Origin of the sequence: Vreelandella songnenensis, assembly GCF_003002925.1 — a bacterium.
Taxonomy (GTDB): Bacteria; Pseudomonadota; Gammaproteobacteria; order Pseudomonadales; family Halomonadaceae; genus Vreelandella; species Vreelandella songnenensis.
The window spans coordinates 120,473-141,448 of sequence record NZ_PVTK01000002.1 but is presented as its reverse complement, the minus strand read 5'-3'; the positions used below and the strand labels follow the sequence as shown (position 1 = coordinate 141,448).

Annotated in this window: 23 protein-coding genes; 12 read left to right on the top strand and 11 right to left on the bottom strand. The window is 57.3% G+C overall.

What is annotated here, in order from left to right; genetic code table 11:
* Window positions 1–130 precede the first annotated feature (130 nt).
* From metH to B0H98_RS05145, 4 genes are all read left to right on the top strand, one after another.
* The gene (gene metH, locus B0H98_RS05160; RefSeq protein WP_106374006.1) at window positions 131–3,826 is read left to right on the top strand and encodes a methionine synthase; all 3,696 of its coding nucleotides are present in this window, start codon (window positions 131–133) and stop codon (window positions 3,824–3,826) included.
* A gap of 1 nt (window position 3,827) precedes the next feature.
* Window positions 3,828–5,165, top strand: a complete 1,338-nt coding sequence (locus B0H98_RS05155) for an MATE family efflux transporter (protein WP_106374005.1) — start codon at window positions 3,828–3,830, stop codon at window positions 5,163–5,165.
* A 113-nt stretch (window positions 5,166–5,278) separates the two neighbouring features.
* Window positions 5,279–6,934 (top strand): nitrite/sulfite reductase, encoded by a 1,656-nt coding sequence (locus tag B0H98_RS05150; RefSeq protein ID WP_106374004.1) that lies wholly within the window; start codon window positions 5,279–5,281, stop codon window positions 6,932–6,934.
* The gene (locus B0H98_RS05145; protein WP_106374003.1) at window positions 6,924–7,472 is read left to right on the top strand and encodes a DUF934 domain-containing protein; all 549 of its coding nucleotides are present in this window, start codon (window positions 6,924–6,926) and stop codon (window positions 7,470–7,472) included. Before B0H98_RS05150 ends, B0H98_RS05145 begins: the two co-directional genes overlap by 11 nt.
* A gap of 70 nt (window positions 7,473–7,542) precedes the next feature.
* Here the strand turns inward: B0H98_RS05145 and smrA are convergent, their stop codons facing one another.
* Window positions 7,543–8,133, bottom strand: a complete 591-nt coding sequence (smrA, locus tag B0H98_RS05140) for a DNA endonuclease SmrA (protein WP_106374002.1) — start codon at window positions 8,131–8,133, stop codon at window positions 7,543–7,545.
* 132 nt (window positions 8,134–8,265) lie between these two features.
* On the opposite strand from smrA, the gene B0H98_RS05135 reads away from it, so the two are divergent.
* The 4 genes from B0H98_RS05135 to pdxH all read left to right on the top strand — a co-directional run bounded on the left by B0H98_RS05135 (window position 8,266) and on the right by pdxH (window position 10,515).
* Window positions 8,266–8,736, top strand: coding sequence for a gamma-glutamylcyclotransferase family protein (locus tag B0H98_RS05135; protein WP_106374001.1), 471 nt, complete (start codon window positions 8,266–8,268; stop codon window positions 8,734–8,736).
* 50 nt (window positions 8,737–8,786) lie between these two features.
* Window positions 8,787–9,410 carry an NAD(P)H:quinone oxidoreductase gene (gene wrbA, locus B0H98_RS05130; RefSeq protein WP_106374000.1) on the top strand — a complete coding sequence of 208 codons (624 nt, stop codon included), beginning with the start codon at window positions 8,787–8,789 and terminating at the stop codon, window positions 9,408–9,410.
* Window positions 9,407–9,805: a DUF2069 domain-containing protein gene (locus tag B0H98_RS05125; protein ID WP_106373999.1), complete on the top strand. Its 399-nt coding sequence runs from the start codon at window positions 9,407–9,409 to the stop codon at window positions 9,803–9,805. Before wrbA ends, B0H98_RS05125 begins: the two co-directional genes overlap by 4 nt.
* A gap of 65 nt (window positions 9,806–9,870) precedes the next feature.
* A complete protein-coding gene (pdxH, locus tag B0H98_RS05120; RefSeq protein ID WP_106373998.1) occupies window positions 9,871–10,515 on the top strand; it encodes a pyridoxamine 5'-phosphate oxidase in 645 nt (214 codons plus the stop codon).
* A gap of 56 nt (window positions 10,516–10,571) precedes the next feature.
* Here the strand turns inward: pdxH and B0H98_RS05115 are convergent, their stop codons facing one another.
* Window positions 10,572–13,319: a bifunctional acetate--CoA ligase family protein/GNAT family N-acetyltransferase gene (locus tag B0H98_RS05115; RefSeq protein ID WP_106373997.1), complete on the bottom strand. Its 2,748-nt coding sequence runs from the start codon at window positions 13,317–13,319 to the stop codon at window positions 10,572–10,574.
* A 105-nt stretch (window positions 13,320–13,424) separates the two neighbouring features.
* On the opposite strand from B0H98_RS05115, the gene B0H98_RS05110 reads away from it, so the two are divergent.
* On the top strand, window positions 13,425–14,366 hold the full coding sequence (locus B0H98_RS05110) for a histone deacetylase family protein (protein WP_106373996.1): 942 nt from the start codon (window positions 13,425–13,427) through the stop codon (window positions 14,364–14,366).
* Between the two features lie 84 nt (window positions 14,367–14,450).
* Window positions 14,451–15,083, top strand: a complete 633-nt coding sequence (locus B0H98_RS05105; RefSeq protein WP_106373995.1) for a helix-turn-helix domain-containing protein — start codon at window positions 14,451–14,453, stop codon at window positions 15,081–15,083.
* A 35-nt stretch (window positions 15,084–15,118) separates the two neighbouring features.
* Here B0H98_RS05105 and B0H98_RS05100 read toward each other — a convergent pair whose 3' ends face one another.
* The 5 genes from B0H98_RS05100 to B0H98_RS05080 all read right to left on the bottom strand — a co-directional run bounded on the left by B0H98_RS05100 (window position 15,119) and on the right by B0H98_RS05080 (window position 17,296).
* The gene (locus B0H98_RS05100; protein ID WP_106373994.1) at window positions 15,119–15,469 is read right to left on the bottom strand and encodes a TusE/DsrC/DsvC family sulfur relay protein; all 351 of its coding nucleotides are present in this window, start codon (window positions 15,467–15,469) and stop codon (window positions 15,119–15,121) included.
* Window position 15,470: 1 nt separating this feature from the next.
* A complete protein-coding gene (gene tusB, locus B0H98_RS05095) occupies window positions 15,471–15,758 on the bottom strand; it encodes a sulfurtransferase complex subunit TusB (protein ID WP_106373993.1) in 288 nt (95 codons plus the stop codon).
* 11 nt (window positions 15,759–15,769) lie between these two features.
* Window positions 15,770–16,135, bottom strand: coding sequence for a sulfurtransferase complex subunit TusC (tusC, locus tag B0H98_RS05090; protein WP_106373992.1), 366 nt, complete (start codon window positions 16,133–16,135; stop codon window positions 15,770–15,772).
* Between the two features lie 11 nt (window positions 16,136–16,146).
* The gene (gene tusD, locus B0H98_RS05085; RefSeq protein ID WP_106373991.1) at window positions 16,147–16,536 is read right to left on the bottom strand and encodes a sulfurtransferase complex subunit TusD; all 390 of its coding nucleotides are present in this window, start codon (window positions 16,534–16,536) and stop codon (window positions 16,147–16,149) included.
* 79 nt (window positions 16,537–16,615) lie between these two features.
* The gene (locus B0H98_RS05080; RefSeq protein WP_106373990.1) at window positions 16,616–17,296 is read right to left on the bottom strand and encodes a Bax inhibitor-1/YccA family protein; all 681 of its coding nucleotides are present in this window, start codon (window positions 17,294–17,296) and stop codon (window positions 16,616–16,618) included.
* A gap of 190 nt (window positions 17,297–17,486) precedes the next feature.
* Here B0H98_RS05080 and B0H98_RS05075 point away from each other — a divergent pair, with 190 nt between their 5' ends.
* Window positions 17,487–18,269 carry a dienelactone hydrolase family protein gene (locus tag B0H98_RS05075; protein WP_106373989.1) on the top strand — a complete coding sequence of 261 codons (783 nt, stop codon included), beginning with the start codon at window positions 17,487–17,489 and terminating at the stop codon, window positions 18,267–18,269.
* A gap of 57 nt (window positions 18,270–18,326) precedes the next feature.
* Here B0H98_RS05075 and B0H98_RS17040 read toward each other — a convergent pair whose 3' ends face one another.
* Both B0H98_RS17040 and B0H98_RS05070 read right to left on the bottom strand, forming a co-directional pair.
* Window positions 18,327–18,476: a hypothetical protein gene (locus B0H98_RS17040; RefSeq protein WP_167392646.1), complete on the bottom strand. Its 150-nt coding sequence runs from the start codon at window positions 18,474–18,476 to the stop codon at window positions 18,327–18,329.
* A gap of 101 nt (window positions 18,477–18,577) precedes the next feature.
* Window positions 18,578–19,594: an aldo/keto reductase gene (locus B0H98_RS05070; RefSeq protein ID WP_106373988.1), complete on the bottom strand. Its 1,017-nt coding sequence runs from the start codon at window positions 19,592–19,594 to the stop codon at window positions 18,578–18,580.
* A 147-nt stretch (window positions 19,595–19,741) separates the two neighbouring features.
* On the opposite strand from B0H98_RS05070, the gene B0H98_RS05065 reads away from it, so the two are divergent.
* Window positions 19,742–19,927 carry a hypothetical protein gene (locus B0H98_RS05065; RefSeq protein ID WP_106373987.1) on the top strand — a complete coding sequence of 62 codons (186 nt, stop codon included), beginning with the start codon at window positions 19,742–19,744 and terminating at the stop codon, window positions 19,925–19,927.
* A 103-nt stretch (window positions 19,928–20,030) separates the two neighbouring features.
* On the opposite strand, the gene B0H98_RS05060 is transcribed toward B0H98_RS05065, so the two are convergent.
* Both B0H98_RS05060 and B0H98_RS16955 read right to left on the bottom strand, forming a co-directional pair.
* Window positions 20,031–20,234, bottom strand: a complete 204-nt coding sequence (locus tag B0H98_RS05060) for a hypothetical protein (RefSeq protein ID WP_106373986.1) — start codon at window positions 20,232–20,234, stop codon at window positions 20,031–20,033.
* A 222-nt stretch (window positions 20,235–20,456) separates the two neighbouring features.
* A complete protein-coding gene (locus B0H98_RS16955; RefSeq protein ID WP_146130235.1) occupies window positions 20,457–20,681 on the bottom strand; it encodes a hypothetical protein in 225 nt (74 codons plus the stop codon).
* Window positions 20,682–20,976 lie beyond the last annotated feature (295 nt).

Sequence of the window (20,976 nt, the reverse complement as noted above, 5' to 3'; positions counted from 1 at the left end):
GTAACTTCAATGGCTGTATTCGTAGCTGCCGTGTCAGGCGGCCTTTGGTATCATATTGACCAAATTCCTTATCGATCACTTATTTCGATAAAAACGTTTTCGATTAAGACGCTGGAGAACACCCCCCGTTATGGCCGCTAGTGATCAGAACGCCTCCCTCGCCCAACGCCTTGCTCAACGTATCCTGATTCTGGATGGCGGAATGGGCACCATGCTGCAAAATGCCGAGCTGAGCGAGGAAGACTTTCGTAGCGAACGCTTCAGCGACTGGCCGTCGGACCTGAAGGGTAACAATGACCTGCTGGCACTGACCTGCCCGGATGTCGTATCGCGCATTCACCGCGATTACCTGGAAGCCGGCGCCGATATCATTGAAACCAACACGTTCAACAGCACGCGTCTTTCCCAGGCCGACTACGGCATGGAAGAGATCGTGGTGGAGCTTAACCGCGAGTCGGCGCGGCTGGCGCGGGAAGTATGCGACGCCGTCGCTCGGGAAACCGGCGTGCCGCGCTATGTCGCCGGTGTACTGGGCCCCACCTCGCGTACCGCATCGCTGTCACCCGATGTCAATGATCCGGCCAAGCGTAACGTCACTTTCGATGAGCTGCGCGAGAACTATTACGAAGCGGCCAACGCCCTGATCGAAGGTGGCGCCGATCTGATCATGATCGAGACGATCTTCGATACGCTCAACGCCAAGGCGGCCATCTACGCCCTTGAAGAGCTTTTCGAAGACCTCGGCAAGCGCCTGCCGGTGATGATTTCCGGCACGATCACCGACGCCTCGGGCCGTACGCTTTCGGGCCAGACCACCGAAGCCTTCTGGAACTCGGTGCGCCACGCCCAGCCGCTCTCGGTCGGCCTGAACTGCGCCTTGGGTGCCGAAGAGCTGCGTCCATACCTTGAAGAGCTTTCCACCAAGGCAGACACCTTCGTCTCCGCCCACCCCAACGCCGGCCTGCCCAACGAGTTTGGCGAGTACGACCAGACGCCGGAAGAGATGGCGGCCATCGTTGGCGAATTTGCTCAAAGCGGCCTGGTCAATATCATCGGCGGCTGCTGCGGCTCAACGCCTGAACACATTCGGGCGATCGCTGAAGCCGTCAGCACCATGCCGCCCCGCCAGATCCCCGAGCGCAGCGCGGCGTGCCGCCTCTCCGGACTCGAGCCTTTCAACATCGACGGCAGCTCGCTGTTCGTCAACGTGGGGGAACGTACCAACGTCACGGGCTCGGCGCGCTTCAAGCGCCTGATCGTGGAGGAGGATTTCACCACGGCGCTGGAAGTGGCGCTCGAACAGGTGGAAAGCGGCGCCCAGGTCATCGATATAAATATGGATGAGGGCATGCTGGAGTCCGAGGAAGCCATGGTGCGCTTTCTCAACCTGATTGCCGGCGAGCCGGATATCGCTCGCGTGCCGATCATGATCGACTCCTCCAAGTGGGAGATCATCGAAGCGGGCCTGAAGTGCGTTCAGGGCAAGGCGGTGGTCAACTCGATCTCGTTGAAAGAGGGTGAAGCCGCGTTTCGCGAGCAGGCCACCAAGTGCCGCCGTTTCGGTGCCGCCATCGTGGTCATGGCGTTTGACGAAGAGGGCCAGGCGGATACCTTCGCCCGCAAGACCGAAATCTGCGAGCGCGCCTACCGCGTGCTGGTCGACGATATCGGCTTCCCGCCGGAAGATATCATCTTCGACCCGAACATCTTCGCCATCGCCACGGGTATCGACGAGCACAACAACTACGCGGTGGATTTCATCGAAGCCACCCAGTGGATTCGCGACAACCTTCCCCACGCCATGATCTCCGGCGGCGTTTCCAACGTGTCGTTCTCGTTTCGCGGCAACAACCCGGTGCGCGAAGCGATTCACTCGGTGTTCCTGTACCACGCCATCCGTGCCGGCCTTTCCATGGGTATCGTCAACGCCGGCCAGCTGGCCGTCTATGACGACCTGCCCAGTGAGCTTCGCGAAGCGGTCGAGGACGTGGTGCTCAACCGTCGCAGCGACGGCACCGAGCGACTTCTGGACATTGCCGACAAGTACAAGGGCGACGGCAGCGGTGCGGCCAAGAAAGAGGATCTCGAGTGGCGCAGCTGGCCGGTCAACAAGCGTATCGAGCACGCTCTGGTCAAAGGCATTACTGCCTACATCGAGGATGACAGCGAAGAGGCCCGAGCCCAGGCCGAGCGCCCGATCGAGGTGATCGAAGGGCCGCTGATGGATGGCATGAACGTGGTGGGCGACCTGTTTGGCGCAGGCAAGATGTTCCTGCCTCAGGTGGTAAAGTCAGCGCGCGTCATGAAACAGGCGGTGGCCTATCTGATCCCGTTTATCGAAGCGGAAAAGAGCGAAGAGACCAAGGCCAAGGGCAAGATCGTCATGGCCACCGTCAAGGGCGACGTTCACGATATCGGCAAGAACATCGTTGGCGTGGTGCTGCAATGTAACAACTACGAGGTGATCGACCTCGGCGTGATGGTACCCGCCGACAAGATTCTTCAGGCTGCCATCGACCACAATGCCGACATCATCGGCCTTTCCGGGCTGATCACCCCGTCGCTGGATGAAATGGTGCATGTCGCCAAGGAGATGCAGCGCCGGGGCATGAACCTGCCGCTGCTGATCGGCGGGGCGACCACCTCCAAAGCCCACACCGCGGTCAAGATCGAACCTCAGTACGAGCACCCGGTGATCTACGTGACCGATGCTTCTCGTGCGGTCGGCGTGGCCGGGCGCCTGCTGGCGCCGAATTTGAAAACCGCCTACGTCGCGGAGATTCGCGAAGAGTACGAGAAGGTCCGCGAGCGCAACGCCAAACGTCGCCCCAAGGCGGCGGATCTGGATTACACTCAGGCTCGCAAACGCCGTTTCCGTACCGACTGGGACAGCATGACGCCGGTAAAACCCGCTTTCACGGGCCTCAAGACCTTTGACGACTATGACCTTGAAGAGCTGATCGAGCGCATCGACTGGACACCCTTCTTCATGAGCTGGCAGCTGGCTGGCAAATACCCGAAGATTCTCGATGACGAGATTGTCGGTGAAGCGGCACGCAGCCTGTTTGCCGATGCCAAGGTCATGCTGAAAAAGCTGGTGGATGAAAAGCGCGTACAGGCCCGCGGCGTGATTGGCCTGTGGCCTGCCAATAGCGTGGATGATGACGTCATCGAAGTATACGCCGATGAATCCCGCAGCGAAGTAGTCGAACGGCTTCATCATATTCGTCAGCAGACCACCAAGGGCCGTGACGGCATCTGCTACAGCCTGGCGGACTTCATTGCGCCCAAGGAGAGCGGCAAGGCCGACTGGATTGGCGGGTTTGCCGTGACCACCGGCCACGGCGTGGATGAACTTGCTAAAGCGTACGAAGCAGCAGGCGATGACTACAACGCCATTCTGGTACAGGCACTGACCGACCGCCTGGCGGAGGCCTTTGCCGAACGAATTCACGAACGTGTGCGCAAGGAATTCTGGGGCTACGTTCCGGAAGAGACGCTGGATAACGATGCCCTGATTGCGGAAAAGTACCAGGGTATTCGCCCGGCCCCGGGCTACCCGGCCTGCCCGGATCACACCGAGAAAGGCACCCTGTTCAAGCTATTGAACGCCACGGAGAATACCGGGCTTGCACTGACGGAAAGCTACGCCATGTGGCCGGCTGCGGCGGTGGCGGGCTGGTACTTTGCCCACCCGCAGTCCAAGTACTTTTCGACGGGCAAGATTACCCGTGACCAGGTAGAAGCTATCGCCGAGCGTAAGCAGATGCCGCTTGAGGAAATGGAGCGTTGGCTATCGCCCGTACTCTCCTACGACCCAAGCTGACATGGCATCACTGGCCGAGCGCCATGGCAAGGTAATACGCCTGGCGCTACCCATCATGCTGGGCATGCTCTCCCAGAGCATGCTTAATCTCATCGACGCGGCGCTGGTTGGCCATCTGGGTCAGGTGGCGCTGGCAGGTGTCGGTGTTGGCGGTTACGCCATGTTCATGATGACGGCGCTGGTGTTCGGGCTCTCTTCCAGCGTGCAGTCGCAAACCTCCCAGCATGTCGGTGCCGGCAGTCAACAAGTCAGCGAGCCGCTGCAAGCGGGGGCCATGATCGGGTTAGCCGTTGGCTTGCCGTTATCGCTGCTGGCCTGGTGGCAGGCGCCTGCCCTGCTGAGTCTGATTACTCAGACGCCGGATGTGCAGAGCGTGGCCACTGGCTACTTTCGCTGGCGCATCCTGGCGCTGACTGCCATCGCGCTGACACTGTGTTTTCGGGGCTACTGGAACGGCCGTCAACAGACCCATCTCTATTTACGCATCATCATTGTCGTGCAGCTCTTCAACGTGGCCGCCAGCAGCATGCTGATTTACGGCCTCGCGGGGCTACCCAGCCTGGGAGCCAACGGCGCCGGGGTAGGCACCACGCTTTCCATGTTTCTGGGGCTTGCACTCTGGCTGTGGGTGAGCATGACGCCGGCGCGTAATACCGGCGTCATGGCAAGTCTGCCCTCTTTTGCTACGCTGCGTACCACCTTTGCCCTTGCCCTTCCGCACTCAATGCAACAGGTATGTTTTGCGGCAGGCTACGTGGTGCTTTTCTGGCTGCTGAGCCGTCTAGGCACGGCGAGCGTTGCGGTGGGCCATGTGCTGGTCAACCTTTCGTTGCTGCTGATTCTGCCCGGGGTTGGCGTCGGCGTTGCCGCCATGAGCCTGGTCGGTGAGGCGCTCGGACGTGATGATCAGCATGGCGCGCACCGGTGGGGGCTGGACGCGCTGCGTGTGGCAGCCGCACTGCTCACCTTTTTAGCGCTACCCATGCTGATGATGCCTGGGCATGTCCTCAGCATCTTCTTTTCAAGCCCCGAGCTGGTGGCGCTGGGTACGCTCCCCTTGCAGATTACGGGTGTGATGATTGTGCTGGATGCCGCCGCCTTGGTGCTTGCCCAGGCCTTGATGGGGGCTGGGGCGCAGCGTACGGTGATGATGTTGAGTCTTGGCATGCAGTGGCTGCTGTTTTTACCCCTTGCCTGGTGGGTGGGGATAGGCCTTCAGCAGGGGCTGCTTGGCGTATGGCTCGTGCAGCTATGCTACCGCCTGGCCAATTCGGCAGGGTTTCTGTGGGTATGGCAGCGAAAGCGCTGGCTTGTGCCCGGCGCTTTAAATACCGTTTAACGATAAAAAGATAATTATATATTCTTTTGTAGAATATGAGACACGCGTTAAGGTAACACTATCGTATTGTCCGCCCTGACGTGACCATTTCGCTTTTAGCAGGATCGTGCCACATGTACCGTTATGATATTCATGACCAGACGCTGGTTGATGAGCGCGTTGCCCAGTTTCGCGACCAGATGGATCGCTACCTGGCAGGACGCCTGGGAGAAGAAGAGTTCCGTCCGCTGCGCCTGCAAAACGGCCTGTATATCCAGCGGCATGCGCCGATGCTGCGCATCGCCATTCCTTACGGCATGCTGGCAAGCTATCAGCTTCGCTCGCTTGCGGATATTACCCGTCGTTACGACCGCGGCTACGGCCACTTTACCACCCGGCAAAACCTGCAGCTGAACTGGCCAGCCCAGGAAGACGTGCCGGATATTCTGGCCGAGCTTGCCAAGGTACAGATGCACGCCATTCAGACCAGCGGCAACTGTATCCGCAATACCACCAGCGACCAGTTTGCCGGTATTGCCAACGACGAAGTGGAAGACCCGCGCCCCTGGTGCGAGCTGATTCGCCAGTGGTCGACGCTGCATCCAGAATTCGCTTACCTGCCACGCAAGTTCAAGATTGCCGTGACCGGCGCGGCCAAGGACCGCGCAGCAATTCAGGTTCACGACATCGGCCTGCGCCTGTGGCGCAACGAAGAAGGCGAGCTGCGCGTCAAGGTACTCGCCGGTGGTGGCCTTGGCCGTACGCCGATGATTGCCGAAGTGGTACGTGAAGACCTGCCCTGGCAACACCTGCTGACCTACCTTGAAGCCTGCGTGCGCGTGTATAACCAGTTTGGCCGCCGGGACAACAAGTTCAAGGCGCGTATCAAGATTCTGGTCAAGGCGCTGGGTATCGAAGAGTACCGCCGCCGCGTGGACGAAGAGTGGGCCCACCTGAAGGATGGCCCGCAGACGTTGAACCAGGCGGCGGTGGATGCCGCCAAGCGCCACTTCCCCGAGCCCGAGCGGCGCCCGGTGGCGGAAAGCGCCATCGCTGATTTCGAGCGTCTGCGCACTGAAAACCGCAGCTTCGCGCGGTTTGTCACCAATAACGTTACCGATCACAAGGTGCCAGGCTACAAGGCGGTGACGCTGTCGCTCAAGCGCCGCGAACACGCCCCGGGCGATGTTACCGCAGACCAGATGGATGCCGTGGCAGACCTGGCCGATCGTTACAGCTTCAGCGAAATGCGTGTGACCCATGAGCAGAACCTGGTGCTCTCGGATGTGCCGGTCGATGAAATGCAAGCGCTCTGGAATGAGCTGGAAGCGCTGGGCATGGCCAACCCGACCGTAGGCACGCTCAACGATATCATCTGCTGCCCGGGCGGTGACTACTGCAGCCTTGCCAATGCGGTGTCGATCCCCATTGCTCAGGCGCTGCAGGAGCGCTTCGAGGACCTGGACTTCCTGTACGACCTGGGGCCACTGGATCTTAATATCTCGGGCTGCATGAACGCCTGTGGCCATCACCATGTAGGCCATATCGGTATTCTGGGCGTAGACAAGAAAGGCGAAGAGTTCTATCAGATCTCGATTGGCGGCAACGCTACCGATGACGTATCGCTGGGTAAAATTCTGGGCCCGTCTTTCTTCCGTCAGGATGTTCCTGAAGTGGTTGAAAAGGTGCTGCAGGTGTATGTCGCCGAACGCCATGAAGATGAGCACTTCCTGGATACCTACCGCCGGATTGGTTTGAAACCCTTTAAAGAGCGTGTCTATGCCAAATAACGTGGATACCCCGACAGACGAAGCGCAGGCCAACGCGCCGGTGCATGTCGATCACCTGTTGCTGGATGGCGAGCTGGCGGCGGAAAACGCCTGGTGCGTTTCTTACGATGCCGACACCCTGCCCGAACAGCGCCCGGCTTTCGTGCCGCTGCCGCTATGGCAGGCCAACAAGCAGGATGAAGAGCTTGCGCCGCTGCTATTGAGCGACACCGAGCTGACCTCCGCGCTTGCGGCAACACTTGCACCTCTTCCCGCCGTGGCCATCGATTTCCCCAGCTTTACCGACGGCCGCGGCTACTCGCTTGCCCGCCTGCTGCGTGAGCGTTTTGGGTATGCCGGTGAAGTACGCGCGGTAGGCGACGTACTGGTCGATCAGCTGGATTACATGCGCCGCTGCGGCTTCAACGCCATGGCACTACGTGATGACCAGCACCCGGACGATGCCCTGCGTTTGCTCAACTCGTTCAGCGTGCGCTATCAAACGGATGTCGAAGAGCGTCAGGCGCTGTTCGAGCGCCGCCTGGCGACCAGCGAATAGGCTGACCAGCCAGGGATAAACGCAAAAAGGGCAGCTTGCGCTGCCCTTTTTGCTGTTCTGGCGCTACCGTCTAGCCGCGCCTTTTCTGCTGGCGCTCGCGGTTGTTGGCCTTCGCCCGCTCGCTCTTGCGCAGCATCACCCAGGTAGCACCAAGCCCCCCTTCCGACGGCTGGGCCGACACGTAAGCCTGCACCTCTTCGAACTGGCTGAGCCACTTGGCAAGGTAGGAGCGCAGCACGTTGGCCGGGCTATCCAGCTCACGTCCTCTACCGTGAACGATCATCACTGAGCGTAGATCGTGGGCATAGGCCTCCTGAATAAACGGGAATACCATCCGGCGGCATTCGGCTAATGGTCGGCGCAGAAGGTGCAGCTGAGCCTGCACGCTGTAGCCGCCGTGTCTGAGTTTATCGACAACCCCCTGCTGAATGCCTTCGCGCCGATACTCGATCGGGTCAAAGGGCGGCAGCAGATCCACAAAGTCATCGGATAGAAAATTGCGCTCGTCAATGGCTTCCTGGGCGCTTTCACGGCGAGCCAACTGTGCCTCGGAGGGACGTTTGCGATGGCTTTCGGCATTGGCACGGTTGCTGGGGGCCAAGGGTTTCACATCGCCGATAAACGCTCGAAAATCCATATCGTCACGAAGTGGCTGGTTCATTACAGGCTCCTCCGATGGGGTCTACTGTCTATCCTAGCAAACCCCACGCCGTTGCATAAATAAATTGCTGGCCCTTGCCGGATGTGCTGCCAAACGCCAAGCTTGGTGATCAACATTCGTTAAGGTAACGTCATGGTTTGGATTAAAAAGTGCCTACAGGTAGCGGGCGTACTGGGATTGGGGCTTGCCAGTTGGCTATGGCTGACCATGCTGAGCCCATGGTTCTATTCCCCGCCGGACGAATTGGCGGACGTTGAGCAGCGCACCCACCACGTATTCGTTTACGGCACGCTGCGCTACACCGTTGTTCGCTGGCTGGTGATGGGAAGTTCAGGCGACCCCCAGCCAGCTATACTGGAGGGATATCACCGCAACGGGCTGGATGTTTCCGCTCAACCCGGCGATCAGGTCGAAGGCTTGATACTTAGCGTGACCCCTGGCGAGCTTGAACGGCTGGACCGTTACGAGCGCCTGGGAGAGCGTTACACGCGGGAAAGAAAAGCGCTCGCCGATGGAAGCCTTGCCTGGGTGTACGTAAGGCTGCCTGAAACCAGTCAGCTTTCAATGCCATCTCCTGCCCGGCAGATAGCTCTGATACCATAAGCACCAGACATGGCTTTTGTTAAGCCTTCTTCCTGGACGAAGGAAACATGATGAGTGACACGACTCCCTACGTATTGGTGCTTTACTACTCGCGCTCCGGAGCGACGGCCGAAATGGCCCGGCAGATGGCCGCAGGTATCGAGAGTATTTCCGGTATCGAAGCCCGTTTGCGCACCGTTCCCCCTGTTTCCCCTACCTGTGAAGCGGTTGACCCCGAGATTCCTGACGAGGGCGCGGTATACGTCGAGCTCGATGACCTGCGCAATTGTAGCGCGCTGGCGCTCGGCAGCCCTACCCGCTTTGGCAATATGGCCGCCCCGCTCAAGTACTTTCTGGACACCACCAGCAGTCTCTGGATGAATGGCGCTCTGGTCGATAAACCCGCCTGCGCCTTTACCTCTACCTCAAGCCTGCACGGCGGCCAGGAAAGCACCCTGCTGACCATGCTGGTGCCCCTGCTTCACCACGGCATGGTGTATGCCGGCATTCCCTACAGCGAAACCGAGCTTCTAAGCACTCAGGGAGGCGGCACGCCGTACGGCGCAAGCCATCTTGCGGGGGCACGCAGCGACCGCTCGGTAGATCAACAGGAACGAGCGCTATGCGTGGCCCAGGGCAAGCGCCTGGCAAGGCTGGCACTGGCGCTTGGCCGGATGCGTCAGGAGGCGTCATGATGCAGTGGCTAAGCGAGCTCGAGCAGCGCCATGGTCTGGACAGGCTGACAGCGCGCGCCCGACAGTGCGTGATTGCAAGCTTTGTCGTACTGCTCGTGCTGGTCGTCTCTCGCGGCTTTCTGATTCAGGGTGATGAGCTTGACTGGCGCCCGGTGCTTGCTTTTGTACTGCCGCTGGTGCTGTTTCTACCTTCCATCATTGGCAAGCGCGCGCGGGGGCATGCGTGGCTTGCCTTTGTAAGCCTGCTTTATGTCACTCAGGGAGTCATGCTGGCCGCCGTGCCGGGGCAAACAGGGCGCGGTATTGTAGAAGCGGCTGTAGCGCTGGTGCTTTTTGCAGGCTGTATGGCCTACGCCCGCTTTCGCAGCCGGCAGCAACGTCAGTCAGGCCGTTAGGCAAGAGGCTTGTGCGTTACCCGGCAAGCCGCGAAAATAACGAATATCTTTAGGGAGATCCGCTAATGACCCGCAATATTGCTGACATCCGGCGTGATTACGAAGGCGGCCGGCTCGATGAAGCGCACGTTGCCGAGGGGCCGTTCGTCCTGTTTGACGAGTGGTTCAGCCTTGCCATGGAGAAAGAAGGCAAAGACGCCAATGCCATGACGCTGGCCACCGTGGATAGCCAGGGCCGTCCCCATGCACGCGTAGTGCTGCTGAAGGGTTTTGATGAGCATGGCATGGTGTTCTTCACCAATTACCACAGCCACAAGGGCAGCGAACTCAACAACGTGCCCTTTGCGGCAATGACTTTCTGGTGGCCATCGCTGGCCCGCCAGGTGCGCATAGAAGGCCCGGTAGAACAGGTAGCGCCGGATGAATCGGATGAATATTTTGCCAGCCGCCCACGCGGCAGCCAGCTGGGCGCCTGGATTGCCACTCAAAGCGTGGTCATCCCGGACCGTAACTGGATAGAAGAGCGTCAGAAGCGTTTTGAACAGGCCTACGAAGGCCAGGATATACCCCGCCCGATCCATTGGGGCGGCTACCGCCTCAACCCGGAAATGATCGAGTTCTGGCAGGGCCAGCCCAGCCGCCTGCATGATCGTATCCGCTTCGAGCGCCGGGATGGTGGCGAATGGAGCCAGTTCCGCCTGGCACCCTGAGTGCGCCTCGCCGTTAACGCCTGAGTCCGCCTGCTCATTGAGCAGGCGGACTCGTTTCAATCCGGCAAGCTTTCCAGGCGGTGGCGCTGCCACTCGCTTTCCGGCTCGTTCAGACGCAGTACCGCGTCAATCACCTGCTCTTCCATGTTATAGCGGCACTTGAAGCCCAGGTGCTTCATCAAGGCCCGCATCGGGTGATTATCCACCATGATCTTGCCGATCATTTCCAGCGTGCCGATATGGGTGCAGTAGTCGATCATCTTCTTCATCAAGAGACTGCCGATACCGACCCCCTGTAGATCATCGCGAATAATGACCGAGAACTCGGTGCGAATGTTATCCGGGTCGTTCCACACCCGCACCACGCCCAGCATCTCCTTGCTGCCATCGTCGTGCTGGTGCTCGGCGATAAACGCCATCTGGCGGTCATAGTTGATGTGCGAAAGGATCGAAAGATCGCGCTGAGTCAGGTTGGATTTATTGTGGAAGTAGCGAAACCGGATGCTCTCTTCGGAAAGCTGGCGGTGGAAAGTGGTAATGAGCGGTGCATCTTCTGCCCGAATGGGGCGCACCTCGACCTGCCAGCCGTTCTTGAGCGTTACCCACTCACGCAGCTCTTCCGGGTACGGCATGATGGCAAACCGCGCCGGGGTGCCAAGATCCATGGCGAAATCCACCGCAAGTACTCCATCGCGGTTGAGCAGCAGCGGATTGATTTCAAGCCCGCGCAAATCGCCAAGGTCAGACGCCATCTGTGAAAGCTTCACCAGCAGCTGGCAGAGCCGCCCGATATCGCGCTCGGGCTCGGCGGAGTGCTCTCGAATCAGAGAGGCGGCGTGAGTTCTGCCCACCACGTCCGCCGCCAGGCTCATGTTAAGCGGCGGCAGGGCCACTTGGCGGTCGGCCAGTACGTTGACCTTGTAGCCACCAATGCCAAACACGATCAGCGGGCCGAACACCGGGTCCCGGGTAATCCCCGCGCAAATCTGCATGGAGTGCTTGCCGCGCTGCATGGGCTGAAGGCAGTATTCGCGAATGGCGTACTGGGGAAACTTCTCCTGCACCTTGTCGCCCAGCTGGCGCACGCCATCGGCCACCTGCTCCGGCGTCTGCAGATCCTGCAAAAGGCCGGCGGAAATCTTGTGCGGATGCTTGCGGTACCGGTACGGCCGGCAGTTACCTTCGTGAATCACCTTGAGGGCCATCGGGCCCTGGATCTGCTGCGCCGCGGATTGCGCCTCTTCAGGGCGGGTCAGATAGACGCTTGACGCCGTGGGTATACCGTAAGCCTCAAGCACTTGTGACGTTTCCGAGTGGGTAAGGGTCTGTCTGCCCTGCTCCTTGGCTTGCGCAATCAATGCCCGGCACTGAGCGCGGATCTCGCTGCTGGTCGAAAATGGCAGGCTCGGGGGAATTTCATGTAAAAGCGCCTGCACACGCTGGTAATCCACCATATGCATGAACGCCTTGACGGCCTTTTCCGGCGAGATATAGGTGGGAATACCGGCCACGTTGCACAGATGGCGCGCATTCAATGCCTCTTTCAGCCCCATCCAACTGGTCAGCAGGTTGCGCCGGAACTTCTTGCGATTATCGATCAGCGCCTGGGCGGTGGCTGCTGACGGGGCCATTCGGGTCGGCGCATGCACTACCAGCACAGCGTCAACGTTCGGGTCGGCGGCGACAATCTCAAGCGCTTCGACAAACTTGGCTGACGAGGCATTACCACCAAGGTCCACCGGGTTTTCCCCCGGCTTGCTCATGTCCATCTGGCTTTTATGCAGCGCCGCCTGAGTCTCTTCACTGAACACGGCAAGCTTTCCACCGGCGCTGACGAGTTTATCGATGGCGAGCATGGCAGGCCCCAGGCCATTGGAGACAATCGCCAGCCGATCGCCGCGCAGCGGCTTGACCCGAGAGAGCGTTTCAAGCGCGTCCAGCAGCTCGTCAGAGTCGTTGACGCGCACGACGCCAGCCCGGGAAAACGCCGCATCAAACACCACATCCCGATTGGCAATACCCGGCGTAGGCGCCATGCCGGATATATCCGACTGCGGCGTGCGGCCACTCTTGATGGCAACCACCAGGCGGTTGCGCGACGCATCGCGCACGGAGGTCATGAAGTGCTGAGCGTCGGTCACGCGCTCTAGATGCAGAAGAATGGCCTGGGCTGGTGAAAACTGGTTCACATAATCGATCAGGTCGGGCAGCAGAACGTCGACGCTGTCGCCTACCGTGATCAGGTGGGAAAACCCGACTCCACGCCCCGCGGCCCAATCGATCATCGCATTGGCCAGCATTCCCGACTGGCCCAGATAGGCCACGCGCCCGGCCTTGACCGGCTGGCTGGCGTAGGAGGCATTGAGGTGCTTGCCGGGCACGATCAGCCCCATGCACTCAGGGCCAAGTACGCGAATGCCCGAGGCAATGGCTGCCTGGAGCATACGTTCACGAATCGAGCCCTTGTTATCCTCGTCGCGGTCGAGATAAGCGCCGCCGGAAAGCACGAGTGCCGCCTTGACACCAAACTGGCCCAGACGCTTGATCAGCGCGGGCACGCCTTGAATGGGTGAGCAGACCACCGCCAGGTCCGGCACTTCGGGTAAATCCGCTACACTCTTGAAACAGGAAACGCCAAATACCTGGTCATAGCCTTTGGGATTGACAGCCCATAGCCTGCCCTTGAAGCCGCCTTCCTGAAGGTTACCCAGCACAAGGCCGCCCAAAGACGCCGGTTTTTCAGAGGCGCCGAACACCGCCAGCGTGCGGGGTTCAAAAAAATGATGCAAAAAGCGCGTACTCACGAGTGCGTCTCCCCTGAAATAGATAACGACTGTGTACGACTTATTGACACTGTCGCGCAAGCCCCGGAGGCGATTAAGGTGGCCTCACTAGAATGGAGCGCCTGAATGATTACTGCCTACCTTACCCATCCCGACTGTTCATTGCACCATATGGGGCCTGAGCATCCGGAAAGCCCGCAGCGCCTGGACGCCATTCGCGCACGCCTTTCGCTGGCCGGGTTACTTCAGCAGACCATGCAGGCCGACGCCAAGGAGGCTTGTTTTGAAGCCTTGGCCAAAGTACATCCTGCCCGGCATTTGAATGCCTTGGAAAAGTGCGTACCCAGCGAGGGAATCGCTGCTCTTGACAGCGAAACGCTGATGAACCCCGACAGCCTGAAGGCGGCACGCGTGGCGGCGGGTGCAGTGATCAAGGGAGTGGATCAGGTCTTCAAACGTCAGGCAGATAACGTCTTTTGTGCCGTCAGGCCGCCGGGGCACCACGCTGAAGCCACCGATTCGATGGGATTCTGCTTCTACAACAATATTGCCGTAGGCGCAGCCCACGCCCGCGATACCTACGGCGCCAAGCGCATCGCCATACTCGATTTTGACGTACACCAGTGCAACGGCACTATCGATATACTGAAAGACCGCTCGGATGTGCTGATCTGCACCAGCTTCCAGTACCCGTTCTACCCTTGGCGCTATTTGCGCAGCGAATGGCAAAACGTGGTGAATACGCCCCTTGATGCTGGCACTGAAGGCCGTGAGTTTCGCCGCCTGGTCGAGCAGCAGTGGCTCCCTGCCCTGCACGCCTTCAAGCCTGATCTGGTTATGATCTCCGCCGGGTTCGACGCCCACCGTGATGACCCTATGGCTGACATTTGCCTGGATGATGAAGACTTCTACTGGGTGACGCATCTGGCCATGGAGATCGCCACGCTGTATGCCGAAAACCGGGTCGTCTCGGTGCTGGAAGGCGGCTATAACCCCACGTCTCTGGCCAGCGGCGTTGAAGCGCACCTGAAAGCGCTGCTGGGGTTGCCGTTTGCTGATGCCCCTTAGGATGCGCTGACGACGGCTGCATTAACTACCCCGCCTTGCCGCTATGATACTATGGCCGTTAATGCTGTTTCCTACGTGATGACTATGACCGCCACCTCTGAAGAAAACGCCGCCCTGCGTATCGCCTCCGGGCGCAAGGCGTTCGTCGAGCCACTATGCCTTGGCGAGCGGCTCAAGCAGATACGCCTGGCCAACCAGTGGACGCTCGAAGATGTCAGCCAGCGCACGGGGCTTGCCCGCTCTACGCTGTCGAAAATCGAAAACGATCAGGTTTCGCCCACATTCAGCGTGGTACAGAAGTTGACCACTGGGCTCAATATCGATCTGCCACAGCTGCTTACCCCACCCAAGCGCGAACGCTACACCATGGGCAGGCGTGATCTTACCCGTAAAGGCAAGGGCCAGCAGCACCCGACCCCCACCTATGAGCACGAGCTCTTAGGCCACCAGTTGGCGCAGAAGCGCATGATTCCATTCAAGACAATCGTGCGGGCACGCAGCTTTGATGAGTACCATCAGTGGGTGCGTCATGATGGCGAAGAGTTCCTGATGGTGTTGCATGGCGATATCATGCTTTACACCGAGTTCTACGCCCCGCTGGTGCTGGTTGAAGGCGACAGCATCTATTTTGATAGCGACATGGGCCATGCGCTGGTGTCTACCAGCGCCGAAGATGCGGTGGTGCTTTCAGTATGCACGCGCGGTGACATTGCCTAGCTTGTCAAGGCGCAGAGTGCCAGCAATAAAGCCTGTTAGAGGCAATTGGTAGGTTTGGGCAGCCCGGCAAGACGGGCAACCCGCTTCGGCGGGCTGCCCGGGAACAGCGACATTAGATAGATCGAAGTCCCCTTTTCCGCTCCAAGCGCATTTTTGGTTGCCTTTACCAACGGGCGCATGGCCGGCGCCATTTCATAACGCTGATAGAAGTCACGCACTACTCGAATAATTTCCCAGTGGTTTTCGCTCAGCACCATACTTTCATCGGCTGCCAGCAGTTCAGCAACGGATTCTGACCATTGACTCTGATCAACTAGATAACCTTCGGGATCGAGCCCAATGTTTTCATCTAGATCAAGATAACGGTATATTTCTGTTGTCGACATTTCAGTACCAGGTTACCGTTTGAACGTGTTGCTCTGTCAGCGCTATGAAACCATCGATATCTACTGCCGTAAGCGCTTGGCTTGCGACTGCATCGTCGAGCCCCCATGCGGTTACATCTTCCGCTAATAGAAAGATACGCGCAGAATGCAATTGAAAGCCCCCCCATTCACTGTGTAGCGCTGCCTGTACGCCAGCTTCCGTCAGTATGATGGCGTCGTTCTCACCCACTGCTTGAAGCATCTGCTGGGCGGCATCGCTATCGGGCGCTTTGGTTAAAATATGCAGCATGACGCATCCCGCTAGAAGTTGAGAATTTGCGAGTAGGATTTTAAAAAGTCCGGTAACCTCTTGGCTTCCAGTACCTCTACACTACCCAATAGCTGCGAAGGCTCAAGCTCAAGTGCCTGCAGGGCTTCCTGAGAGGTCCACAGCCGCTCGATATCGTACATCTCCAGCATATCCATAGTGGGCCTGCTCGCCTTCTGGCCAGGTGCACCGTTGCCCTGCTCATGAAGCAGCGCCATTATCCCTTGCCCTAGAAACAGCAAATCGACTGGTTGGCCGAATGCGGCAGCGACCAGCGCCGTATCAAGCCCTTCTCGCAGCAAGTTTGAAGCGTATGGGGCATGACGAATGATGACCAACAGGCCGTTCGGCTCTGTCATGAACCCTCCTATCAGGCGAAAGTGATCAGACGATCACAACGTTGTTGTAGGGTCAGCAGTTGGCCAAGCCCGGTTAATTCAAACGGCGCTTCCAGGTTGAAAGATGCTTTACCGTGGCGCTTGGCCTCTGCCTCGCTCATGATACCGCGTCGCAAGGCGGCGGCAATGCACACATCAAGGGGCACCTGATGGGCATTGTGTAGCTCTACCCATGCCTTGTGCAGGTTAAGCTCATCTTGAGGTGGGGCCATGAGGGCAGACGCATTGTGTACGCCCTCATGATAAAAAAACACCCCGCCAATTTGATGACCGCGGGCCAGCAATGTATGAGCAAAACGCAACGCCGAATGGGGTGCCGGGCTGGTATAGGGTGCGCCCATCACCAATAGACCATACTCCATCGCAATAACTCGAAACAGATGATCAAAAAAAAGCAGCCCCTACCTGGTAGGGGCTGCCCGTTTACTGACCGCTGAGCGATCAGTCGTTGCTCATGATACCCAAAATGGACAGCAGGCTCACAAACAGATTGTAGATCGAGACATACAGCGTCACCGTTGCCAGGATGTAATTCGTCTCGCCCGCACGGTGAATGATCTCGCTGGTCTGGTACAGGATTGCCGCGGAAGCAAACAGTACAAAACCGGCTGATACCATCAGCGAAAGGGCTGGAATATTGAAGATCAGTCCCGCCACCATGGCCAGCACCAATACGATCGCACCCGCCAGCAGGAAATTGCCCAGGAAGCTGAAGTCCTTCTTGGTGGTCAACGCTACCGCTGAAAGACCAAAGAATGTCAGACCCGTCATGGCCAAGGCATTCATGATCAGCGCACCACCGTTAGGCAGCGTCAGGTAGGCAGAAATAATTGGACCCAGGGTAAAGCCCATGAACCCGGTAAAGGCAAACGTTGCCAACAGGCCAGCAGCAGAGTTGGCCGTTTTATGAACCAGGAACATCAGCCCGTAAGCGCCGATGAAAAACACAAAGATGTTCATCTGCTGAACACCCATGGCAACGGATGCACCTGCCATGACGGCAGAGAACAGCAGCGTCATTGCCAGCAAGGCATAGGTATTGCGCAGCACTTTGTTGGTGCTGACACTATTGGCCACACCGCCTGATCGCGTTTGTGCCGTGTTTAGATCGTTATAAGCCATGTGTTTATGCTCCCCAAAAAATAATATTGCTGTTAATAGACAAGCATGCCGCTACCAAGTTCCAGACGCAAGCCTTTATCGACTTCGAAAACAAAGGCTCAACCTTTTTCTAACGCAAGCATAGTCGTCTATGCTTATTTTTTATTGACTGCTATTTAGCTAACTATTGTTATTAAAAGGAAGCCTGCTAATGTTTAAAGCACCGTTATCGACACCAACTGCCTTGCTACTTACCTTGATAGCACCTGCTGCTTTTGCCTTTACACCTCAAGGCGAAGATATCGTCTATTCGATTGATAATGAATCCTTTGAAGGTTACTACGTACCCGCCCCGGGCGATGCAAAAGGCACGGTCATCATCATTCACGATTGGGACGGCGTCGATGATTATGAGCGTCAGCGTGCGGATATGCTCGCCGAAGAAGGATATAACGCCTTTGCCATCGACCTTTTCGGTGAAGGCAACCGACCGCAATCGGTCGAAGATAAACAGGCTGCGACCAACGCCCTTTATGAGGATCGGGCGCGAATGCGTGAATTGACGCTAGCCGGGCTTGCTCAGGCCAAGGAGCAGGGCGCTACGCCGCAAACCATTCTTCTGGGCTACTGTTTCGGAGGCGCGGTGGCGCTTGAAATGGCCCGCTCTGGCGAGGCGGACAATATCGCCGCTTACTCAAGCTTTCATGGTGGTCTGGAAACGCCGGAAGGTCAGGCGTATAGCGCCGACACAGCCCCTATCTACATCGCCCATGGCGGCGCCGATGAAAGCGTAAGCCTTGAGGACGTTGCCGCTCTGGGCAGCGAGCTGGAAGCCGCGGATGTCAGCTACGAGATCAACATCTATTCCGGTGCACCGCATGCCTTCAGCGTATTCGGCAGTGACCGCTACCAGCAGCGTGCCGATGAACGCTCCTGGGCTTCCTTTACTCAGTGGCTGGAGGACACGCTGCCGGAACAGGCAGCAGAGCATTAAGCTAGCCGGTTCAGATACTGTACCAGCCGGCATATCCCTTGCCGGCGGGTCTGCTCGCTAGCTTTCCAGTTCCTCTTCTCTTGGCGGCGGCACCAGCGTATTGGCAGTTGGACGCGCATCTTGAGAGTAAAGCCTGGCATCAACAATATGCAGCACGGCGAGCTGAGCAAAAAGTATCGCAAAACAGATAATTAGACCCTTGATCATGATCTCTTTCCTGGATCGGGCTGGCGACAACCAGCCACTTCCTGCATGCTAGCCGAATGTATGCCGAAAGCAATAGTGCTGTCATGCCTATTTCGCAACCCTTACTCTTCTCCGGGTGCAGCAAACGTTTCGGTATCGATATCCGCCTGCTGAGCTGCGCTGTAGCGCTCTCCCAGTACTTTATCAGGCGTCAGCATATTGTTGAGCTTGCTTAAATAGGCGGGTTCCAGAGTCAGGTTCTCAGCCGCAAGATTTTCGCGCATATGGGCGATAGAACGCGTTCCCGGAATGGGTAAGACATGGCTCCCCTGCGCCTTCACCCAGGCAAGCGCCAATTGCGCCGGTGTCACATCAAGCTCATGGGCAAGGCTCACAAAGTCTTTCAGCAAGGCCAGGTTACCCGGCAGACACTCCGCGCTGAAACGCGGCATGTTGGCGCGCATATCGCCTTCTGCGAACGCGGTATTGGTGTCTATTGCGCCGGTCAGAAACCCCCGACCCAGCGGGCTGAAGGCTACCAGTGCCACCTCCAGCGTCTTACACGCCTGGACCAAGGCAATTTCAGGGTTTCGCGTCCATAGCGAGTACTCGGACTGTACGGCGCCCACCGGGTACTCCCGGTACGCTTTATTAAGCGTTATGGCCGACACTTCGGATAACCCTACGCTGCCTATCTTGCCTTCATCGACCAGCTTGCCCAGTGCCCCGACGCTCTCTTCAACCGCTACGTCTGGGTCCAGGCGGTGCAGGTAGTAAACATCAATATGGTCGGTACGCAGACGTGTCAGACTATCTTCACACTGGCGGCGCAGCGTTTCCGGGCGGCCATTGATTACCCGCTTGCCGCTTTCCGGGTCCATGGCCATCCCGCACTTGCTGGCCAGCAAAAATTCATGGCGCTTCTCGCTGAGCGCCATACCCAGCAGGCGCTCATTCGCGGTCGCCCCATACAGCGTCGCCGTATCGAAGTGCCGATAGCCCATTTCAAACGCTTCATTCAACGCTCTGATGCCATCGTTTTCCAGTACATGCTGCCCGTACCCATGGGAAAGGTTCATGCAGCCCACACCAATCTCGGGTGAAGCCACTTCTGCTAAGCGCCTAAAAAACGTCGACATCATCAACCTCTGAATGCTCAGAATAATACTTGCCACAATACAAGGATTTGGATATCAAGCGATATATCAAATTGGCCTGGTGATCAGTACCCAAATTAGACGCTCTGAGCTAGGGTATAAAGGTTCATACCAGCCAAGGAGTGGAAAATGACCGTATTTTCAGTTTATCGAGCAGTCAAGGAGGGACCTGAAATTGATGCGCAGCCGGAGTGGTGGATAGTGGATACGCGTGATGAAAGCGAACGCGATGGCGAAATGGTTAGGCGCCGGTGTGCAACCAAGCCAGAAGCCGATGAAGCAGTGAAAGAATTGAACGAACAGTTAGATAGTTAACAGCTCAACTGATTTATTTACGCACTGATGCCACCACGTGGCATAGCAAAACCGCCAGCTCACGGCTGGCGGTTCTTGATGTTCATGAATTTAGTCGCTTGACCTACTCCTTACCGCTCAGCGACTTGAGCAGCTTCTCGACCTGATGATCGCCTTCGCCCTCATCTTCTATTTCTTTGGCCAGCTTCTTCTTGTCGCCGACCACGGCGTTGCAGGAATTGCAGTAGATATTTTGATCTTCCTCGGAATCTCCAGGAATTCGAAGGTCTTCACTGCCACACTGAGTACACGTTTTAGGAAATGCCATTTAAAGTTACTCCTTGCCGAGCATCACAACATCATGTTGTGCATACCTGTAGCTTAGTCGATAACTGATCTTTCTGCCCTAGCCTCCTAGAGTCAGCAAATTTTATAACATTTTGGAAACGTTGATAAAAACCATATCGATCAAGGGAACTAATTACTTATGAACAGGTCAGGCCAGCTCGGCCAGCCGAGCTGGTAAAATAATCACCCATAAAGCTGTCAATTACTCACCCTTGCCTTTTGCCTTGTTAATCACCTGCTTAATGCCCTTCTCTACCTTATGCTCATTTTCATCTTGGGAATCAACCTTATATTCGCGAGTAAACCGATGTTTATCGCCTAATGCAGCCCCGCAGGAGGCACAACTGACGCCCTGATCACTCGCGCCATCATCCGGAAAACGCAATTGTGTACTGCCACACTCAGGGCAAATTGAAGATTGATTCATAACCAGAATTCTCTCTATAAAATTAACTACTTAAGGGTAGCCCAGTGGAGCCGATTTTGCATAATAGCCACCTTATAGCGGTCGGCCACTATGGATCAGCACAAGCCTTCTCGCAATTTATAACAATAAATATCAAACAATTTAACGGCAGCTATTTAATTTTTATGTAAATAACCATGACTAACAAAATAATAATTAATTAACTTCCATTAAACAAGATAACGGACAATACTGATAACAATCTTTCCAGCCTACTCAGGAATCAATTTGCTTAAAAAATTCGTTAATAAGCTAA

What these genes read in the sequence shown, in the direction of transcription:
- metH (WP_106374006.1), top strand. Translation starts at nt 131, where the DNA reads ATGGCCGCTAGTGATCAGAACGCCTCCCTCGCCCAACGCCTTGCTCAA.
- B0H98_RS05070 (WP_106373988.1), bottom strand. Translation starts at nt 19,594, where the DNA reads ATGTCGACGTTTTTTAGGCGCTTAGCAGAAGTGGCTTCACCCGAGATT.
- B0H98_RS05075 (WP_106373989.1), top strand. Translation starts at nt 17,487, where the DNA reads ATGTTTAAAGCACCGTTATCGACACCAACTGCCTTGCTACTTACCTTG.
- B0H98_RS05135 (WP_106374001.1), top strand. Translation starts at nt 8,266, where the DNA reads ATGGTTTGGATTAAAAAGTGCCTACAGGTAGCGGGCGTACTGGGATTG.
- smrA (WP_106374002.1), bottom strand. Translation starts at nt 8,133, where the DNA reads ATGAACCAGCCACTTCGTGACGATATGGATTTTCGAGCGTTTATCGGC.
- B0H98_RS17040 (WP_167392646.1), bottom strand. Translation starts at nt 18,476, where the DNA reads ATGATCAAGGGTCTAATTATCTGTTTTGCGATACTTTTTGCTCAGCTC.
- tusB (WP_106373993.1), bottom strand. Translation starts at nt 15,758, where the DNA reads ATGCTGCATATTTTAACCAAAGCGCCCGATAGCGATGCCGCCCAGCAG.
- B0H98_RS16955 (WP_146130235.1), bottom strand. Translation starts at nt 20,681, where the DNA reads ATGAATCAATCTTCAATTTGCCCTGAGTGTGGCAGTACACAATTGCGT.
- pdxH (WP_106373998.1), top strand. Translation starts at nt 9,871, where the DNA reads ATGACCCGCAATATTGCTGACATCCGGCGTGATTACGAAGGCGGCCGG.
- B0H98_RS05155 (WP_106374005.1), top strand. Translation starts at nt 3,828, where the DNA reads ATGGCATCACTGGCCGAGCGCCATGGCAAGGTAATACGCCTGGCGCTA.
- tusC (WP_106373992.1), bottom strand. Translation starts at nt 16,135, where the DNA reads ATGACAGAGCCGAACGGCCTGTTGGTCATCATTCGTCATGCCCCATAC.
- tusD (WP_106373991.1), bottom strand. Translation starts at nt 16,536, where the DNA reads ATGGAGTATGGTCTATTGGTGATGGGCGCACCCTATACCAGCCCGGCA.
- B0H98_RS05065 (WP_106373987.1), top strand. Translation starts at nt 19,742, where the DNA reads ATGACCGTATTTTCAGTTTATCGAGCAGTCAAGGAGGGACCTGAAATT.
- B0H98_RS05125 (WP_106373999.1), top strand. Translation starts at nt 9,407, where the DNA reads ATGATGCAGTGGCTAAGCGAGCTCGAGCAGCGCCATGGTCTGGACAGG.
- B0H98_RS05060 (WP_106373986.1), bottom strand. Translation starts at nt 20,234, where the DNA reads ATGGCATTTCCTAAAACGTGTACTCAGTGTGGCAGTGAAGACCTTCGA.
- B0H98_RS05100 (WP_106373994.1), bottom strand. Translation starts at nt 15,469, where the DNA reads ATGTCGACAACAGAAATATACCGTTATCTTGATCTAGATGAAAACATT.
- B0H98_RS05080 (WP_106373990.1), bottom strand. Translation starts at nt 17,296, where the DNA reads ATGGCTTATAACGATCTAAACACGGCACAAACGCGATCAGGCGGTGTG.
- B0H98_RS05145 (WP_106374003.1), top strand. Translation starts at nt 6,924, where the DNA reads ATGCCAAATAACGTGGATACCCCGACAGACGAAGCGCAGGCCAACGCG.
- B0H98_RS05110 (WP_106373996.1), top strand. Translation starts at nt 13,425, where the DNA reads ATGATTACTGCCTACCTTACCCATCCCGACTGTTCATTGCACCATATG.
- wrbA (WP_106374000.1), top strand. Translation starts at nt 8,787, where the DNA reads ATGAGTGACACGACTCCCTACGTATTGGTGCTTTACTACTCGCGCTCC.
- B0H98_RS05150 (WP_106374004.1), top strand. Translation starts at nt 5,279, where the DNA reads ATGTACCGTTATGATATTCATGACCAGACGCTGGTTGATGAGCGCGTT.
- B0H98_RS05105 (WP_106373995.1), top strand. Translation starts at nt 14,451, where the DNA reads ATGACCGCCACCTCTGAAGAAAACGCCGCCCTGCGTATCGCCTCCGGG.